Origin of the sequence: Pseudomonas sp. JDS28PS106, assembly GCF_036706555.1 — a bacterium.
In the GTDB taxonomy this organism is placed as follows: domain Bacteria; phylum Pseudomonadota; class Gammaproteobacteria; order Pseudomonadales; family Pseudomonadaceae; genus Aquipseudomonas.
The window spans coordinates 177,328-193,328 of sequence record NZ_JBAJGT010000008.1 but is presented as its reverse complement, the minus strand read 5'-3'; the positions used below and the strand labels follow the sequence as shown (position 1 = coordinate 193,328).

At 60.0% G+C, this 16,001-nt stretch carries 18 protein-coding genes, 2 tRNA genes and 1 pseudogene; 16 read left to right on the top strand and 5 right to left on the bottom strand.

From position 1 onward, the window contains the following. Window positions 1-6: 6 nt before the first annotated feature. The 7 genes from tolB to nadA all read left to right on the top strand — a co-directional run bounded on the left by tolB (window position 7) and on the right by nadA (window position 5,644). Entirely contained in the window at window positions 7-1,257 is a 1,251-nt protein-coding gene (gene tolB / locus TRP66_RS15350; protein ID WP_333404179.1) for a Tol-Pal system beta propeller repeat protein TolB, read from the top strand. A 51-nt stretch (window positions 1,258-1,308) separates the two neighbouring features. Further along, a complete protein-coding gene (gene pal / locus TRP66_RS15345; RefSeq protein ID WP_025994450.1) occupies window positions 1,309-1,806 on the top strand; it encodes a peptidoglycan-associated lipoprotein Pal in 498 nt (165 codons plus the stop codon). 6 nt (window positions 1,807-1,812) lie between these two features. Further along, window positions 1,813-2,628 (top strand): tol-pal system protein YbgF, encoded by an 816-nt coding sequence (gene ybgF, locus TRP66_RS15340; RefSeq protein WP_333404173.1) that lies wholly within the window; start codon window positions 1,813-1,815, stop codon window positions 2,626-2,628. 173 nt (window positions 2,629-2,801) lie between these two features. Beyond that, window positions 2,802-3,449, top strand: a complete 648-nt coding sequence (queE, locus tag TRP66_RS15335; protein WP_333404171.1) for a 7-carboxy-7-deazaguanine synthase QueE — start codon at window positions 2,802-2,804, stop codon at window positions 3,447-3,449. Window positions 3,450-3,465: 16 nt separating this feature from the next. Then, window positions 3,466-4,140 (top strand): 7-cyano-7-deazaguanine synthase QueC, encoded by a 675-nt coding sequence (gene queC / locus TRP66_RS15330; RefSeq protein WP_333404169.1) that lies wholly within the window; start codon window positions 3,466-3,468, stop codon window positions 4,138-4,140. Window positions 4,141-4,203: 63 nt separating this feature from the next. Further along, window positions 4,204-4,279 (top strand) — tRNA-Lys (locus TRP66_RS15325). A 306-nt stretch (window positions 4,280-4,585) separates the two neighbouring features. Beyond that, the gene (gene nadA / locus TRP66_RS15320; RefSeq protein WP_333404167.1) at window positions 4,586-5,644 is read left to right on the top strand and encodes a quinolinate synthase NadA; all 1,059 of its coding nucleotides are present in this window, start codon (window positions 4,586-4,588) and stop codon (window positions 5,642-5,644) included. A 168-nt stretch (window positions 5,645-5,812) separates the two neighbouring features. Here the strand turns inward: nadA and TRP66_RS15315 are convergent, their stop codons facing one another. Continuing rightward, window positions 5,813-7,246, bottom strand: coding sequence for a M48 family metalloprotease (locus TRP66_RS15315; protein WP_333404165.1), 1,434 nt, complete (start codon window positions 7,244-7,246; stop codon window positions 5,813-5,815). A 159-nt stretch (window positions 7,247-7,405) separates the two neighbouring features. Here TRP66_RS15315 and TRP66_RS15310 point away from each other — a divergent pair, with 159 nt between their 5' ends. Next, window positions 7,406-7,657 carry a sulfurtransferase TusA family protein gene (locus tag TRP66_RS15310; protein WP_333404163.1) on the top strand — a complete coding sequence of 84 codons (252 nt, stop codon included), beginning with the start codon at window positions 7,406-7,408 and terminating at the stop codon, window positions 7,655-7,657. A 31-nt stretch (window positions 7,658-7,688) separates the two neighbouring features. Continuing rightward, window positions 7,689-8,759 carry an AI-2E family transporter gene (locus TRP66_RS15305; protein WP_333404161.1) on the top strand — a complete coding sequence of 357 codons (1,071 nt, stop codon included), beginning with the start codon at window positions 7,689-7,691 and terminating at the stop codon, window positions 8,757-8,759. 54 nt (window positions 8,760-8,813) lie between these two features. On the opposite strand, the gene TRP66_RS15300 is transcribed toward TRP66_RS15305, so the two are convergent. Further along, window positions 8,814-9,284 carry a peroxiredoxin gene (locus TRP66_RS15300; RefSeq protein ID WP_333404159.1) on the bottom strand — a complete coding sequence of 157 codons (471 nt, stop codon included), beginning with the start codon at window positions 9,282-9,284 and terminating at the stop codon, window positions 8,814-8,816. A 10-nt stretch (window positions 9,285-9,294) separates the two neighbouring features. Next, window positions 9,295-9,858 carry a glycine cleavage system protein R gene (locus TRP66_RS15295; protein ID WP_333404157.1) on the bottom strand — a complete coding sequence of 188 codons (564 nt, stop codon included), beginning with the start codon at window positions 9,856-9,858 and terminating at the stop codon, window positions 9,295-9,297. Window positions 9,859-10,183: 325 nt separating this feature from the next. On the opposite strand from TRP66_RS15295, the gene dapA reads away from it, so the two are divergent. The 7 genes and pseudogenes from dapA (at window position 10,184) to hepT (ending at window position 14,811) form a co-directional block, all read left to right on the top strand. Further along, a complete protein-coding gene (gene dapA / locus TRP66_RS15290) occupies window positions 10,184-11,062 on the top strand; it encodes a 4-hydroxy-tetrahydrodipicolinate synthase (RefSeq protein ID WP_333404155.1) in 879 nt (292 codons plus the stop codon). A gap of 18 nt (window positions 11,063-11,080) precedes the next feature. Further along, entirely contained in the window at window positions 11,081-12,199 is a 1,119-nt protein-coding gene (gene bamC / locus TRP66_RS15285; protein ID WP_333404153.1) for an outer membrane protein assembly factor BamC, read from the top strand. After that, complete coding sequence (locus TRP66_RS15280) at window positions 12,200-12,958, top strand: MBL fold metallo-hydrolase (RefSeq protein WP_333404151.1); 759 nt, start codon at window positions 12,200-12,202, stop codon at window positions 12,956-12,958. Between the two features lie 28 nt (window positions 12,959-12,986). Beyond that, window positions 12,987-13,697: a phosphoribosylaminoimidazolesuccinocarboxamide synthase gene (gene purC / locus TRP66_RS15275; RefSeq protein ID WP_333404149.1), complete on the top strand. Its 711-nt coding sequence runs from the start codon at window positions 12,987-12,989 to the stop codon at window positions 13,695-13,697. Window positions 13,698-13,788: 91 nt separating this feature from the next. Next, window positions 13,789-13,878: transfer RNA gene (locus tag TRP66_RS15270), tRNA-Ser, on the top strand. 130 nt (window positions 13,879-14,008) lie between these two features. Next, window positions 14,009-14,398: a type VII toxin-antitoxin system MntA family adenylyltransferase antitoxin gene (gene mntA, locus TRP66_RS15265; RefSeq protein ID WP_333404147.1), complete on the top strand. Its 390-nt coding sequence runs from the start codon at window positions 14,009-14,011 to the stop codon at window positions 14,396-14,398. Beyond that, a pseudogene (gene hepT, locus TRP66_RS15260) lies at window positions 14,391-14,811 on the top strand (type VII toxin-antitoxin system HepT family RNase toxin). Before mntA ends, hepT begins: the two are co-directional and overlap by 8 nt. Window positions 14,812-14,901: 90 nt before the next feature. On the opposite strand, the gene TRP66_RS15255 reads toward hepT, so the two are convergent. Together TRP66_RS15255 and TRP66_RS15250 are read right to left on the bottom strand one after the other, a co-directional pair. Next, window positions 14,902-15,333 carry a hypothetical protein gene (locus TRP66_RS15255; RefSeq protein ID WP_333404145.1) on the bottom strand — a complete coding sequence of 144 codons (432 nt, stop codon included), beginning with the start codon at window positions 15,331-15,333 and terminating at the stop codon, window positions 14,902-14,904. 291 nt (window positions 15,334-15,624) lie between these two features. Continuing rightward, window positions 15,625-15,906, bottom strand: a complete 282-nt coding sequence (locus tag TRP66_RS15250) for a hypothetical protein (RefSeq protein ID WP_333404143.1) — start codon at window positions 15,904-15,906, stop codon at window positions 15,625-15,627. Window positions 15,907-16,001 lie beyond the last annotated feature (95 nt).

The following is a 16,001-nucleotide window of genomic DNA, read 5'->3' as shown; positions in this document are numbered from 1 at the left end:
GCAGGTATGGCCTCCGCAGAAGAGAAGAACATTCTGGTCACCAGCGGCAGTGATCGCGCGACACCGATCGCCGTCGTGCCGTTCGGCTGGCAGGGCGGCAACGTGCTACCCGAAGATATGTCGGAAATCGTGGGCAACGACCTGCGCAATTCCGGCTACTACGCGCCCATCCCGCGGCAGAACATGATCAGCTTGCCGACCCAGGCCAGCGAAGTCATTTTCCGTGACTGGAAAGCTCTGGGCGCCCAGTACGTGATGGTCGGCAACATCGTACCGTCGGGTGGTCGCCTGCAGATTCAATACGCGTTGTTCAACGTAGCGACCGAACAGCAGGTGCTGACCGGCAGCGTATCGGGCACAACCGATCAACTGCGCGATATGGCGCACTACATCTCGGATCAGTCGTTCGAGAAGCTGACCGGCATCAAGGGCGCGTTTTCCACGCGGATGCTGTACGTGACGGCGGAGCGTTTTTCCGAAAACAATACGCGCTACACGCTGCAGCGTTCGGACTACGACGGTGCCCGTGCTGTGACCTTGCTGCAGTCTCGCGAGCCGATCCTGTCGCCGCGCTTCGCTCCGGACGGCAAGCGTATTGCCTACGTATCGTTCGAACAGAAGCGTCCGCGCATCTTCGTTCAGCATATCGATACCGGTCGCCGCGAGCAGATCACCAACTTCGAAGGTCTCAACGGTGCGCCAGCCTGGTCGCCTGATGGGTCGAAACTGGCATTCGTGCTGTCCAAGGACGGCAACCCGGAAGTTTATGTGATCAATCTGGCGAGTCGTCAGCTGAGTCGCGTCACTAATGACTCTTCCATCGATACCGAGCCTTTCTTCGGTAAAGACGGTTCGACGTTGTACTTCACGTCGGATCGCGGCGGCAAGCCACAGATTTACAAAACCAATATCAATGGCGGTGGTGCAGAGCGCGTCACATTCGTGGGCAACTACAACGCCAACCCGAAATTATCGGCTGATGAAAAGACGCTGGTAATGATTCACCGGCAGGAAGGCTTCACAAACTTCAAGGTTGCAGTTCAGGATCTGGCTCGCGGTAATGTAAAGATTCTAACGGACAGCAACCTTGATGAGTCGCCTACTGTTGCGCCCAATGGCACCATGGTAATCTACGCCACCCGCCAGCAGGGCCGGGGAGTCTTGATGCTCGTGTCCATTAATGGACGCGTAAGGCTCCCGCTTCCTACCGCTCAAGGCGAAGTCAGAGAACCGTCCTGGTCCCCTTACCTGAACTGACGCGGCGCTTCAAAATTTGCTTAACACACTGGGGTTCATTAGGAGTTTCAAATGGAAATGCTGAAGTTTGGTAAATTTGCTGCCCTGGCTCTGGCCATGGCTGTAGCTGTAGGTTGCTCGTCCAAAGGCGGCGATAACGCCGGCGCTGGCGCTGTAGATCCGAATGCTGGTTACGGTGCCAACACTGGCGCTGTCGATGGCAGCCTGAGCGAAGAAGCTGCTCTGCGCGCTATCACCACTTTCTACTTCGAATACGACAGCTCGGACCTGAAGCCAGAAGCCATGCGCTCCCTGGACGTTCACGCCAAAGACCTGAAATCCAACGGCGCTCGCGTCGTTCTGGAAGGCAACACCGACGAGCGCGGTACCCGCGAGTACAACATGGCTCTGGGCGAGCGTCGTGCGAAAGCCGTTCAGCGCTACCTGGTACTGCAAGGCGTTTCCCCAGCTCAGCTGGAACTGGTTTCCTACGGCGAAGAGCGTCCAGTTGCTACCGGCAACGACGAGCAGTCCTGGGCTCAGAACCGTCGCGTCGAACTGCGTAAGTAATTCGATATGCGAACTTGCCGACGTGCTCTAACCGTTATGGCTCTCGCCCTCCCGCTTGCAGCGTGGGGTGCGGTACCTGTGGTCGATGACAATTCTGGCTCTGGCAGCAGCAGTTATCCGCCAGCGGGTTATGGCACGTCCGGCGCCTATGCCGGGGGAGGGGTTACGGCCCCTGCCTCGGCACAGGGTCAGCTGTTCATGCAGCTGCAACAGATGCAGGAAGAAATCGCGCGCTTGCGCGGAATGCTCGAAGTCCAGCAGAACGATATCCAGCGCATGAAGCAGGAAGCTCTGGAGCGTTACCAGGAACTCGATCAACGCATAGTCAACGGCGCTGCCGCTTCGACTGGCAACAATTCCCAACCCGCTGGCGGCGCTGTAGATGCCGGCGGTACGCCTTCGGCCCCGGCGGCCCAGGCGCCGGCGGCAGGCACCGAGCCTGCCGATCCGGCCAAGGAAAAACTGTATTACGAAGCTGCCTTTGACCTGATCAAGGCCAAGGACTTCGACAAGGCGAGCCAGGCGTTCACCGCTTTCCTGCGCAAGTACCCGAACAGCTCCTACGCGGGCAACGCCCAGTATTGGCTGGGCGAAGTGAACCTTGCAAAGGGTGATCTCCAAGGCGCGGGTCAGGCGTTCGCCAAGGTCAGCCAGCAGTATCCCAAGCATGCCAAGGTGCCGGACTCGCTGTACAAGCTGGCGGATGTCGAACGTCGCCTGGGTCACAACGACAAGGTCAAAGGCATCCTGCAGCAGGTCGTCGCTCAATATCCGGGCACTTCGGCTGCGCAGCTGGCGCAACGAGATCTGCAGCGGTTGTGACCGCCAGGTTCGCTTACATCGAGAAAGCCGCGCTAGTCGCGGCTTTTTTCGTTAGTATTCGCCCCCCAAAATTCCGGTAACCATTACGCTCCCCTGGATTCTGCTAGTGCAGGGTGCCTGGGAGTGCCTGACGGAGGCGGACGGCCTGTTTAGCTGTTACGCCCGTGGCCCATATGCAGCAGACATTACGCATCACCGAAATATTTCACTCGTTGCAGGGTGAGACCCGCACCGCCGGCCTGCCCACGGTATTCGTCCGTCTTACCGGCTGCCCGTTGCGCTGCCAGTATTGCGATAGCGCCTACGCGTTCAGTGGCGGCACCATCCATACACTCGACGACATCATGGGGCAGGTCGCCGCTTACCGACCTCGCTACGTCTGCGTGACGGGAGGCGAGCCATTGGCGCAGCCCAACGTAATCCCTTTGCTCAAGGGGCTGTGCGACGCCGGCTATGAAGTGTCCCTGGAAACCAGTGGCGCGCTGGACATCTCGGCAGTGGACCAGCGTGTCAGTCGCGTCCTGGACCTCAAGACCCCAGGGTCCGAGGAGGTCTCGCGCAACCGCTATGAGAACATCGGACTGCTGACCCGCAACGATCAGGTCAAGTTCGTGATCTGTTCCCGCGAGGACTACGACTGGGCGGTTTCGAAGCTGATCCAGTACGGGCTCGACCGGCGAGCGGGCGAGGTGTTGTTCTCGGCCAGTCATCATCAATTGAAAGCCAGGGACCTGGCGGACTGGATCGTTGCAGACAATCTGCCTGTCCGCCTGCAAATGCAGTTGCACAAATATCTTTGGGATGACGAGCCAGGGCGCTGAAATGAGTGAATCGAACATGACTGAGAAAAAAGCTGTAATTCTGCTGTCCGGTGGGCTGGACTCCGCAACGGTCGTTGCCATGGCCCGCGCCGAAGGCTACGCCTGCTACACCATGAGCTTCGACTACGGGCAACGTCATCGGGTCGAGTTGCAGGCGGCCCAGCGCGTCGCCGACGACCTTGGTGTCGTCGAGCACAAGGTTATCGGTCTGAACCTCAATGGCATCGGCGGTTCGGCGCTGACCGACAGCTCCATTGCGGTGCCCGAAGCACCCACCGAGGGTATCCCTGTCACTTATGTGCCTGCGCGCAACACGGTGTTTTTGTCGCTGGCGCTGGGTTGGGCAGAGGTGCTCGAAGCGCAGGATATCTTCATCGGCGTCAACGCCGTGGATTACTCCGGCTACCCGGACTGCCGGCCTGAGTTCGTCGAGTCGTTCGAGCGCATGGCGAATCTCGCCACCAAGGCCGGCGTCGAAGGCCCGGGCTTCCGTATTCGCGCGCCTCTGCAGAATCTCAGCAAGGCGGACATCGTCAAGGCAGGTACTTCGCTGGGTGTGAACTACGCGCTGACCGTTTCCTGCTATCAGGCGGACGATCAAGGGCGTGCCTGTGGGAAATGTGACAGTTGCCGTCTGCGCGCCGAAGGCTTCGCTGCGGCCGGAATTCAGGACCCAACACCTTATTTTTAAAATAATTTGAAAAAGGTGTTGAATACCTCATAAAAATCAGTAATATACGCGCCACGCAACAGAGGGTCGTTAGCTCAGTTGGTAGAGCAGTTGGCTTTTAACCAATTGGTCGTAGGTTCGAATCCTACACGACCCACCATATTCGAAGCGGTTTTGAAAAAGCTGGAAGGCCCATGAAAATGAGGACTCCGGCTTTTTTTTGCTTTCGATTTTCCAGCTGGCTGATCTGCGAGCCTTTATCGAGAACCACTCTCATCGCTTGTTAGCGAGCTAAAAATTTGTGTGGAGGCCGACGGATTGGGGGTAAAATTCGCCCGCCTTTCTGTGCGTACCCAGCCCTCCTGGATTCATGGCCGTGGTGCGGTGCGTCGGATCAAGGCGCTTTGACGCCCGTCTCGCGGGTGTAAACTTGCCTTTCGCGCCAGCGCGCATTCAGGTCCCGAACATGACGCAGATTTCCGAACGCTTTCTGGTTCAAGCTCACCTCGACGCCAAGCAGTCCAAGCCGCTTAGCTCCCAGGAGCAGGCGTATTACCGCGCGGAAATAGCCGCCGAGCTCAAGCGTCAGGATGCGGTACTGGTGGCGCATTATTACTGCGATCCGGTGATCCAGGCGCTGGCCGAGGAAACCGGCGGCTGCGTTGCCGACTCGCTGGAGATGGCACGTTTCAGCAACAGTCACTCGGCCAGGACCGTTCTGGTAGCCGGCGTGCGATTCATGGGCGAGACCGCCAAGATCCTCAACCCCGAGAAGCGGGTGTTCATGCCCACCCTCGAAGCAACCTGCTCGCTGGACGTAGGTTGTCCGGTGGACGAATTCTCGGCGTTCTGCGACCAGCATCCGGAACGTACCGTCGTGGTCTATGCGAACACCTCGGCGGCGGTGAAGGCGCGTGCCGATTGGGTCGTTACTTCCGGTTGTGCATTGGAGATCGTCGAAAGCCTGATGGATAACGGCGAGAAGATCATCTGGGCGCCGGACAAGCATCTGGGCCGTTATATCCAGCGCCAGACCGGTGCCGACATGTTGCTGTGGGATGGTGCTTGCATCGTTCATGAAGAGTTCAAGTCCAAGCAGCTCGAAGACATGAAGGCCCTGTACCCGGAAGCGGCGGTACTGGTTCACCCCGAGTCGCCGGAATCGGTCATCGAGCTGGCGGACGCCGTGGGTTCGACCAGTCAGATGATCGCCGCTGCCCAGCGCTTGCCGAACAAGACGTTCATCGTGGCGACCGACCGTGGCATCTTCTACAAGATGCAGCAGATGTGTCCCGACAAGATCTTCATCGAAGCCCCAACCGCCGGCAACGGCGCGGCCTGCCGCAGTTGCGCGCATTGCCCGTGGATGGCGATGAATACCCTCGAGCGTACGCTGCAATGCCTCAAGGAAGGCACCAACGAAATATTTGTCGACCCTGCGCTGATTCCGCAGGCGGTGCGCCCGTTGCAGCGCATGCTCGATTTCACCCAGGCCGCGCGCCTGCGTCAGGCCGGTAACGCCTGAGCGGCTCATATCCTTCGCGGATGAATCCGCTCCTACCAAAGCAGTAGCGCCGCCGTGGGGACAGCGCGGCCCCGTAGGAGCGGATTCATCCGCGAAGCGTCAGGGCAGTCGACACATCTGTGTGATAGCGCCCACCGCATCGCGGATAAATCCGCTCCTACACGGCCGCTAGTTCATCAGGTCCTTGACCATGCGCTCCTGCTCGATCATGTCTTTCTGACGCGCATCGATTCTCGAAGCCAGCTGAAAGTTGTTGCTCGCTCGGCGCTTGGCGAAGTCCAGTTGCTGGATGGCTTGCCTGAAATCTCCGACCAGTGCGAAGTATTCGGCGCGGGCCTGGTGCAGGCCGATGGTATTGCCGTTCAGGCCGCGGGTTTCGGCAACCACGTACCAGATGTCCGGATCGTCGGGACGTGTCTTGAGCAGCGCGTCCAGGGCCTTTTCCGCTTCGGCGGTCCGGTTCTGCTTGAGCAGTACGTCGATGCGCATGTCATTGAGCGGATAATTCCCCGGATAAAGACTCAGCATGCGATCGACCCGCTGCTGGGCATCGCTCAGGCGGTTGTTGGTGATGTCCAGCTCGACCTGAGTGAGGTTATAGGTGATGTCGTTGGGAGCCTTGTCCAGCAGCGGCTTGAGGCTTTCCCGCGCTTCGTTGAGCTGACCACCCTTGATCTGGGCGATTGCCAGACCGTAACGTGCGGCATCCGACCTGGGGTTTTCGGTCAGCTGGGCGCGAAAGCGCTTGGCCGCGATGCCTGGCGTTTCTTCGTAGATCAAGGCCACTCTGGCGCGCATCAGCTGGTACAGCAGGCTGTCTTCCTTGCCGCCCGGCCTGGATTGTTCGGCGCGGTTACGGGTGTCGGCGATCCGCGATTCGCTGACCGGGTGAGTCAGCAGGAACTCGGGTGGACGCGCGTCGAAGCGGTACTGGCGCATCAGGCGTTCGAACATCGTCGGCATATTGCGCGGGTCGTAGCCGGCGCGCTCCAGGTTCTGAATGCCGATCCGGTCGGCCTCCTGCTCGTTCTGGCGGGAGAAACGGCGCTGCTCCTGGATGGCCGCGGCCTGCGAGCCGGCAATCGCGGCGATGCCCGCGTCACCCGCGCCGGCGGCGGCCATGACGATGCCCGCAAGCATGGCGGCCATTACCGGCATTTGCATGCGTTGCTGCGCTTCGATGCCTCGTGCGAAATGGCGCTGGGACAAGTGCGCCAGTTCGTGGGCCAGCACCGCGGCGTACTCGCCTTCGGTCTGGGCGCTGAGAAACAGTCCGCCGTTGACCCCGATGATGCCGCCCGGCGCCGCGAAAGCATTGAGCTGGGGGGTGTTGATCAGAATGAATTCGAGCCGGCGGTCCTGCACCTGGCTGGTTTCCGCCAGCCGATAGACCGAGGTCTCGACGAAGTCCTTGAGCTGAGGGTCGGAGAGCTGACTGACCTGACTGCGCAGCAGGCCCAGCCAGGCGCGTCCCAACTGGTGTTCCTGCTCCGGGGAGACAATGGCCGAGCTGGCGTCACCCAGTGAGGGGAGGTCGTCGGCCAGGGCAGGTGTGCCAAGCAGGCAGGCAAGCGTGAGCAGTGTAGGACGCAGAAGATTCATGCACGGGGCTCTGGGCTGTGAAGCGACTACTGTAGCCGCCCCGATGGCTTGCTGACCAGAGTGAGGTATCCTTGCCGTCCCTTCCGAAAGGTCCGATACGGGCTTTCAAACCTGGCGACGAATTCTCGGCGCCTGAATGTGTCTGGTTGGAGATTGATGATGTCTGACGCTGTAGCTCGCCCCGATATGTGCGACAAGGAGCTGGACGCCCGAGGCCTGAACTGCCCGTTGCCATTGCTCAAGGCCAAAATGGAACTCAACGGTCTGGCGAGTGGCGCGGTGCTCAAGGTGACTGCCACCGATGCCGGATCGCAGCGCGATTTCCGCACCTTCGCAAGGCTCGCCGGGCACGACCTGTTGCGCGAGGAAGTCGAAGCGGGCGTTTACACCTATTGGTTGCGCAAGGCCTGAGCCGGCGCCGTTTTTCCGAAAAGGATGGTCGATGTTCAACGTGCTTCGCAACTGGGTGCAGCGTTATTTCTCGGATGAAGAAGCAGTGGTGCTGGCGGTACTGCTGTTTCTGGCGTTCACCCTGGTGCTCACGCTCGGCGGGATGCTGGCTCCGGTACTGGCCGGGCTCGTGCTCGCTTATCTGATGCAAGGTGTCGTCAGCTTCCTGGAGCGTCTGCGCATGCCGGAAGGCGCCGCAGTCGCGGTGGTCTTCACCCTGTTCATCGGCGTATTGCTGCTGTTTCTGCTGGTATTGGTGCCTTTGCTGTGGCATCAGGTGATCACCTTGTTCAATGAGCTGCCCGGCATGCTCGCCCAGGGCCAGTCCCTGTTGTTGCTGCTGCCCGAACGCTATCCACATCTGGTATCGGACGAGCAGGTGCTGCAGGCCATCGAGGCAGCCCGTGGCGAGGTCGGCCGGGTCGGACAGCTGGCGCTGACCTTTTCGCTGTCGAGCCTGCCGCTGCTGGTCAATCTGATGATCTATCTGGTGCTGGTGCCGATCCTGGTGTTCTTTTTCCTCAAGGACCGGCGGATGATCGGACGCTGGGCGCGGGGTTATCTGCCCCGTGAACGGGCGCTTCTGACGCGGGTCGCGGAAATCATGAACCGGCAGATCGCCAACTATATTCGCGGCAAAGTCATCGAAATCCTGATCTGCGGTGGCGTGACCTACATCGCCTTCGTGGCGCTGGGACTGAACTACGCCGCGCTGCTGGCGATGCTGGTGGGAATTTCGGTGGTCGTGCCCTACGTCGGCGCTGTCGTGGTGACCGTGCCGGTGGCGCTCATCGGCCTGTTTCAGTGGGGCTGGGGCGACCAGTTCATCTATCTGATGGCAATCCACGGCATCATCCAGGCGCTGGATGGCAACGTGCTGGTTCCGCTGCTGTTTTCCGAGGCGGTGAATCTGCACCCGGTCGCCATCATCTGCGCGGTGCTGCTGTTCGGCGGGCTGTGGGGGTTCTGGGGGATATTCTTCGCGATTCCACTGGCGACCCTGTTCAAGGCCGTGCTGGACGCCTGGCCGCGCAGGGAGCCGAGCGTGGCGCCGCTTCTCTAGCGGAAGGGGAGCGGGCGGCTGCGACATGAAGGCTTGTCGCAGCGACCCTGGCGGTCAGGCGTTCAACGCCTCGGCCTTGGCGAGTACCTCGGCGACGTGGCCGGGGACCTTGACGCTGCGCCACTCGTGGCGAAGGATGCCATCCTTGTCGATCAGGAAGGTGCTGCGATCGACGCCCATGTATTCCTTGCCGTACAGCTTCTTGAGCTTGATGACGTCAAAAAGCTGGCAAAGCGCCTCTTCCTTGTCCGAAATCAGCTCGAAGTTGAAGGATTGCTTGGCCTTGAAGTTCTCATGGGTCTTGAGGCTGTCCCGCGACACACCGAACACCAGGGTATTGGCCGCTTCGAACTGCTCAAGGTGATCGCGGAATCCCTGGCCCTGTACGGTGCAGCCGGGCGTGTTGTCCTTCGGATAGAAATAGATCACGACCTGACGGCCCTTGAGTGCCGACAGACTGACGTCCAGTCCGTTGGTGGCCGCCGCCTGAAAGTCAGGGACAGCCTGGTTTACTGCTACAGCCATGCGGGTTTCCTTACATGGGGGCCTGTGGGCGCCAGGGTTCGATCAAGGCGTCGAGGTTGAGCGCGTCGGCGAAGTCCAGGAACTGGTCGCGCAACCAGCTGATCTGGGTGCCCGCCGGCAGCGTGACGGTAAAGGTCGCATTGAGCATGGTGCCGCCGGTCTGCGGAGCCAGATAGGTATCGCAGATCAGGTTCTCCAGCTCGACATTGTGATCGATGAAGAACTGGCACAGCTCGTTGATGATGTCAGGGCGGTAGGCCGAGCTGACGTAGGCCACGTAGGGCAGTGCTTCCGGGCGGCTTTCCAGCGTTGCGCTGCGCACCACGCTGATGGTGAAGGCATGTTTCTTGGCCAGGCCCGGCAGGCTGCTTTCCAGCCGCGCCAGGGCGTCCCAGCTGCCGGACAACTGAAGGATCAATGCGCTGCACTCGCCATGGCGGGTGAGGCGTGAGCTGACGACCGAGCAGCGGCTTTCGTGGCCGGCGCGGCACAGCACGTTGGTCAGCTCCATGGGGTTTGCGCCAAGGGCACTGATGACAAGGAATTGTTCGCGAACTGTGGGGGTGGACGACATGCAGCTTTCCTAGACGATGAGCGGTCGGTACTTATTCGGGCCGGCACGGGGTGATTCGGAGATCGAAAGCGGGCCGCATCCCTCCCGCTCGAACGCAAGGAGCCCGTACGGCAAGGCCGTGAAAGGGCTGAAACGCGCCGGGGCAGGGCTTCTGGCGACAGAAACGACCGAATGAACGAGATGCGCAGCAGGCCAGTACCGATCAAAGGAAGAAGGGTAGCGAAAACCGACGCCAAGTGGAATGCTCGCGGCGCGGTACTTTGCTTGTGCAAGGCCGGTAGCGCCAGTACCATTACGGCTCTCTTTTTCCGGCAGGAGCGGTTGCATGATTGCGGGCAGTATGGTGGCACTGGTCACACCAATGGATGCACAAGGCCGTCTGGATTGGGACAGCCTGAGCAAACTGGTGGACTTCCACTTGCAAGAGGGCACCAATGCCATCGTCGCCGTCGGTACGACGGGCGAATCGGCGACCCTGGACGTGAACGAACACATCGAGGTCATTCGTCGCGTCGTCGACCAGGTGGCGGGCCGGATTCCGGTGATCGCCGGCACGGGTGCCAACTCCACGCGCGAAGCGGTCGAGCTGACCAGCAATGCCAAGACCGCCGGCGCCGATGCCTGCCTGCTGGTCACGCCGTACTACAACAAGCCGACCCAGGAAGGCCTGTTCCAGCATTTCAGCCATATCGCCCAGGCCGTCGACATCCCGCAGATCCTGTACAACGTGCCGGGCCGCACCGCCTGCGACATGCTGGCCGATACCGTCATTCGCCTGTCGACCGTGCACAACATCATCGGCATCAAGGAAGCGACCGGCAACATGCAGCGGGCCAAGGACATCCTGGCCGGCGTGAGCAGCGACTTCCTGGTGTATTCCGGCGATGACGCGACCGCGGTCGAGCTGATGCTGCTGGGCGGCAAGGGCAACATTTCGGTCACGGCCAACGTCGCGCCTCGCGCCGTCAGCGAACTGTGCGCCGCCGCGATTCGTGGCGATGCCGACACCGCTCGCGCGATCCATGAAAAGCTGATGCCGCTCAACGACAAGCTGTTCATCGAATCCAACCCTATTCCCGTGAAATGGGCACTGCATGAAATGGGTATGATGCCGGACGGTATCCGTCTGCCGCTCACCTGGCTCAGCGAAGCCTGTCACGAACCGCTGCGACAGGCTCTGCGCCAGTCCGGCGTATTGGTTTAATTGAGGAAGCACTACGCAATGAAGCGATTGGCCGGACTTTCCGCACTTGCCTTGATTATCTCCAGCACCAGCGGTTGCGGTTGGCTGTGGGGTGAAGATGGTTACTTCCGTGATCGCGGCAGCGATTACCTGGAGGCAACCCAGACCCCACCGATGCAAATCCCGGGTGACATCTCCAGCAGCAAGCGCCTCGATCCGCTGCTGCCGATTCCGCGCAACGTCGCCGACAGCACCGCGAAGGGTGAATACGTCGTGCCGCGTCCGCAACCGTTGGGCACCAGCACTTCCCAGTCCAGCGACTTCAGCCTGCAGCAGAGCGGCGATGCTCGCTGGATTCTGGTCCAGCGCCCGCCCGCCGAAGTCTGGCCGATCGCGCACCAGTATTTCGAAGACAACGGTTTCCGCATCGCCGAAGAGCGCCCGCAGACCGGCGAGTTCAGCTCGACCTGGCAGCGTCTCGACGAGCTTTCCTCCTCGGTTGCCCAGCGCATGACCGCCAGCGGCACCGCGGCCGACGCCGAAACCCGCGTGCGGGTGCGCATCGAACCGGGGGTGCAACGCAATACCAGTGAAGTCTACGTGGTCAGCGTCGAGCGGCCGGCAGGCAGCACCGCCAATACCGACTTCCCGACCCGTACCACCAACGTGGGTCTGGACGCGGCACTCACCGACGATCTGCTGTCGAGCATGGATCGCAGCGCCGAGCAGGGCGGCTCGGTTTCGTTGCTGGCCGCTCGCGACTACGACACGCCGAGCCGAGTCGCGCTGAGCGAAGACGGCAGCGGCAACCCGATCCTGACCGTTGGCGCAGATCTGGACCGTGCCTGGTCCAGCGTCGGTCGGGCACTGGATCAGGGCGACTGGCGCGTGGAAGACATCAACCGCAGCCTGGGCCTGTACTACATCAACCTTGCCGAGAAGGCCGACACACCGGAAAACCGGCCGGGCTTCTTCAGCCGCGTATTTGGCAGCGACGCCACCAAGGAAGAAGTCGAGGCCCGCGCCGAGCGCTATCAGGTTCGCCTGAGCAAGGTCGGCGACAGCGTTCAGGTCACCGTCGAGAAGAACATCAATACCGTAGCGCCTGCAGATATCGCTCGCCGGGTATTGAGCGTGATTCAGGACAACCTGGGTTAAGTGCGTTTCGCGGTCCTTGGCAGCGGCAGCCGTGGCAACGGCACGCTGGTAGCGAGCAACGATACGTACGTGCTGGTGGATTGCGGCTTCTCGCTGCGCGAAACCGAGCGCCGCCTCGCTCGTCTGGGTGTCGGCGCCGAACAGCTGAGCGCGATTCTGGTGACCCACGAACATGCCGATCACGTGCATGGCGTGGGTCTGCTGTCGCGACGCTACAATCTGCCGGTGTACATGAGCAGCGGCACCCTGCGCGGGTTGCGCAAGCCGGTCGATGCGACGGGTGTCATCATCTGCGGCCAGGAACTGGAAATAGGGGACCTGCGCATCGATGTGGTGTCGGTGTCCCATGATGCGCTGGAACCGACCCAGTTCGTTTTCAGTGATGGTCGCCGGCGTTTTGGCGTGCTGACCGACCTGGGGTCGTACTGCTCGCGAATACTGGATCGTTACCAGGGCCTGGATGCCTTGATGATCGAATCCAACCACTGCCGCGACATGCTTGCCCGAGGCCATTACCCGGTCTTCCTCAAGCAGCGGGTCGGCGGTGACATTGGACATTTGAACAACCATCAGGCCGCTAGCCTGGTGAGCGAACTGGGGTGGCAGGATCTACAGCACCTGGTGCTGGCCCACCTTAGCAGCAAGAACAACCTGCCGCAGCTGGCCCGGCAATGTTTCGTCGACACCCTTGGGTGCGACCCGGACTGGCTGCAACTGGCCGATCAAGATTCAGGGCTCGACTGGCGACATATCGCCTAGCCCAACTACTTAGCAAGCGGAGCCCATCATGGAAAAACGTGAAGAACTCTACCGCGGCAAAGCCAAGTCGGTTTACAAGACCGATGACGCCGACCGCTTGATCCTGCTGTTCCGCAACGACACCTCGGCGTTCGATGGCAAGCGCATCGAACAGCTGGACCGCAAGGGTATGGTGAACAACAAGTTCAACGCCTTCATCATGCAGAAACTCGAAGAGGCCGGCGTGCCGACCCAGTTCGACAAACTGCTGGGCGACAACGAATGCCTGGTCAAGAAACTGGACATGATCCCGGTCGAGTGCGTCGTGCGTAACTACGCCGCCGGCAGCCTGGTCAAGCGCCTGGGCGTGGAAGAAGGCCAGAAGCTTAACCCTTACACCTTCGAGCTGTTCCTCAAGGACGACGCCAAGGGCGATCCGTTCATCAACGAATCCCACGTCGTCGCGTTCGGCTGGGGCACCGCCGAGCAACTGGCGCGCATGAAGGAGCTGTCGCTCAAGGTCAACGAAGTGCTGACCAGGCTGTTCGACGACGCCGGCCTGCTACTGGTCGACTTCAAGCTAGAATTCGGTGTATTCCATGGTGAAATCGTCCTGGGCGACGAATTCAGCCCCGACGGCTGCCGCCTGTGGGACAAGGACACCCGCAAGAAGATGGACAAGGACCGCTTCCGCCAGGGCCTCGGTGACGTCATCGAAGCCTACGAAGAAGTCGCCAACCGCCTGGGCGTGCCGCTTTAAGCCGGCAAACCACGCAAGCGCTTGATAGCATGAAAAAAATGTGCCGAAAGGCTTCGCCTTTTCGCAATGTCCTGTTATCATGCGCGCCGTTGGAGAGATGCCAGAGTGGCCGAATGGGACGGATTCGAAATCCGTTGTACCTTCACCGGTACCTAGGGTTCGAATCCCTATCTCTCCGCCATACATACGAAAGCCCCGGAAGTGATGCTTCCGGGGTTTTTTTGTGCCTGTGATTTGCGGTTGTCGGTATGATGCCTCGGGTACTCAAAGGCCGATCCCGGCTTCCTGTCGAACCTGCCAAGGTTGTCACCATGAACGTTGAGGCTCTGGTCACACATCTTCAAACACAGCTCCCGCACCTGCTGGCGGTATACATTTTCGGCAGTCAGGCAAGCGGAAATGCTGGCCCCGGAAGTGATCTGGACGTCGCTGTGCTGGTGGAAGGAACGGTGCCGCCGTTGCAGTTATGGCAGCTGTCCGGTGAACTGGTTGACATCGTGGGCATGCATGTAGATCTTCTTGATCTCCGGTCCGCCAGTACTGTCATGCAGTATCAGGTAATCCATGGCAAGCGAGTATGGACCAAGAATGTCCAGGCAGGGATTTATGAAAGTTTCATCCTCAGCGAAAAAACGGCCCTGGATACCGCAAGAGCCAGCTTGCTGAAAGAGATACAAGCAGAGGGAAGAGTCCATGGCTGATGATGTTTTGCTGAATAAAGCAGCTACGATCGAGCGCTGCGTTGCCAGAGCGCGCGAGGAATACGCGAAAAATCCAGCAACGTTTGCAGAGGATCTTACCCGTCAGGATGCTGCGATCCTGAATATCCAGCGAGCTTGCGAAGCAGCTCTGGACATGGCAACACTTGATTCGGCGAGATCGCCTGGGGATTCCCCAAAGCGCACGGGACGCGTTTGAACTGCTAGGCAGGGCTGGCTGGATAGAGCCACAGTTGCTCACGAGTCTTAAAAATATGGTGGGGTTCCGCAACATCGCAGTCCATGACTATCAGGTGCTGCAGTTGCCGATTACCGTGTCGATCATCATCCACCATCTAGGCGACTTTCTGTCCTATACGGCGGACATCATTGCTAAAGACGCCAAAAAAATTTAAAACCGTTTTAAGTCTCGCGCTCGAAATCTGTCTGGCCAGCACCCTTGCTCAAGCATAAAAAAGCCCACATAGCGCGGGCTTTTCGATCAATCACAGCGTGGCCGAATACTTGTCGTCGACTTTGCGTCGCTCGAGGGTGTAGCGCTTCATATCGATTTCATCCGCCGCCAGCTTCTCGTCCAGCTGATCCATCTCACGTCTTTTCAGGTTGTTGACGTGTGCTTTGGTGGCCTGATAGTTGATCGACTCGGCTGCGTCGTACCCGCTGACCGGGTCCCACAGGATCGACAGCGGCCAGAACAACAGATTGACTACGCCGAAACCGTAGGAACGGCCGTAGAACGAGCCGCCGCCAGGCAAAATGCCCAGTCCGGCCGCAAGGCCAGGGCTTTTTTCCTGGACGGCGAGGTTGTTGGCGCGATAGCGAGCGAGTTCGGCTTCCTGGACGGAGTTGAGGCCGGAGGCGCATCCGGCCGTCAGAGTGACGAGTGCGGCGGCGACAAGATTACGAATTTTCAACATCTGAATTTCCTTGAGTTCCTGCCATGGAGATCCTGCCATGGCTGCCGCTGGGGTCGAGCGGGCCGCGCATCCTACATGAGTGATGGCTTTTGTGCATCACTCATGTGCGGAGTGCGGGGATCAGAAATCAGGGAGAGTGGAGGCTGCCCCTGCCTGTTGAAAAACCACCGGACAAAGAAAAGCCCGCGATGGGGGAGCGGGCTTAAGGGGATTCACACTTGGGAGCGACTTCAAGATGCGCCACTCGCTGTGAAAACTTCGTGAATAATTCGTCGCGGTTTCAGATGACGATCATTTCTGTTCAGGTGTCTGAATCGAGGCAGGGCCGTCGGAGTCGGGAACGAAAGTCTTGTTCTCTTCGGCGCGGGCTTCGCGTGCTTCGGCGTGGTCTTCGTGAGCCTTGGCCGTTTCCTTGGCAGCCTCCTGCATGTGGTCTTGCGCGGTTTCGGTTTTCTGCTGCGCGTTCTCGGTGTGAGCCTGAGCGTCCTGGGCTTTCTGCTCGGATTTGCTGTCGCAGGCGGCAAGGCCGAGCGAGGCGGACAGTACGAGGGCGTAGGCGAGGACTCTGGACATGAAAGCTTCCTTGATAAAACGAATGTGTGGCTTTGAGCCAGTTCTTTCAGATGAAGTTCAGGTCTATCGCCGACTGCGACGATCCGCCGCGTCTA

What these genes read in the sequence shown, in the direction of transcription:
- TRP66_RS15250 (WP_333404143.1), bottom strand. Translation starts at nt 15,906, where the DNA reads ATGTCCAGAGTCCTCGCCTACGCCCTCGTACTGTCCGCCTCGCTCGGC.
- TRP66_RS15255 (WP_333404145.1), bottom strand. Translation starts at nt 15,333, where the DNA reads ATGTTGAAAATTCGTAATCTTGTCGCCGCCGCACTCGTCACTCTGACG.
- TRP66_RS15310 (WP_333404163.1), top strand. Translation starts at nt 7,406, where the DNA reads ATGTCTGACGCTGTAGCTCGCCCCGATATGTGCGACAAGGAGCTGGAC.
- purC (WP_333404149.1), top strand. Translation starts at nt 12,987, where the DNA reads ATGGAAAAACGTGAAGAACTCTACCGCGGCAAAGCCAAGTCGGTTTAC.
- TRP66_RS15315 (WP_333404165.1), bottom strand. Translation starts at nt 7,246, where the DNA reads ATGAATCTTCTGCGTCCTACACTGCTCACGCTTGCCTGCCTGCTTGGC.
- queC (WP_333404169.1), top strand. Translation starts at nt 3,466, where the DNA reads ATGACTGAGAAAAAAGCTGTAATTCTGCTGTCCGGTGGGCTGGACTCC.
- TRP66_RS15295 (WP_333404157.1), bottom strand. Translation starts at nt 9,858, where the DNA reads ATGTCGTCCACCCCCACAGTTCGCGAACAATTCCTTGTCATCAGTGCC.
- queE (WP_333404171.1), top strand. Translation starts at nt 2,802, where the DNA reads ATGCAGCAGACATTACGCATCACCGAAATATTTCACTCGTTGCAGGGT.
- dapA (WP_333404155.1), top strand. Translation starts at nt 10,184, where the DNA reads ATGATTGCGGGCAGTATGGTGGCACTGGTCACACCAATGGATGCACAA.
- nadA (WP_333404167.1), top strand. Translation starts at nt 4,586, where the DNA reads ATGACGCAGATTTCCGAACGCTTTCTGGTTCAAGCTCACCTCGACGCC.
- pal (WP_025994450.1), top strand. Translation starts at nt 1,309, where the DNA reads ATGGAAATGCTGAAGTTTGGTAAATTTGCTGCCCTGGCTCTGGCCATG.
- ybgF (WP_333404173.1), top strand. Translation starts at nt 1,813, where the DNA reads ATGCGAACTTGCCGACGTGCTCTAACCGTTATGGCTCTCGCCCTCCCG.
- TRP66_RS15305 (WP_333404161.1), top strand. Translation starts at nt 7,689, where the DNA reads ATGTTCAACGTGCTTCGCAACTGGGTGCAGCGTTATTTCTCGGATGAA.
- bamC (WP_333404153.1), top strand. Translation starts at nt 11,081, where the DNA reads ATGAAGCGATTGGCCGGACTTTCCGCACTTGCCTTGATTATCTCCAGC.
- TRP66_RS15300 (WP_333404159.1), bottom strand. Translation starts at nt 9,284, where the DNA reads ATGGCTGTAGCAGTAAACCAGGCTGTCCCTGACTTTCAGGCGGCGGCC.
- tolB (WP_333404179.1), top strand. Translation starts at nt 7, where the DNA reads ATGGCCTCCGCAGAAGAGAAGAACATTCTGGTCACCAGCGGCAGTGAT.
- mntA (WP_333404147.1), top strand. Translation starts at nt 14,009, where the DNA reads ATGAACGTTGAGGCTCTGGTCACACATCTTCAAACACAGCTCCCGCAC.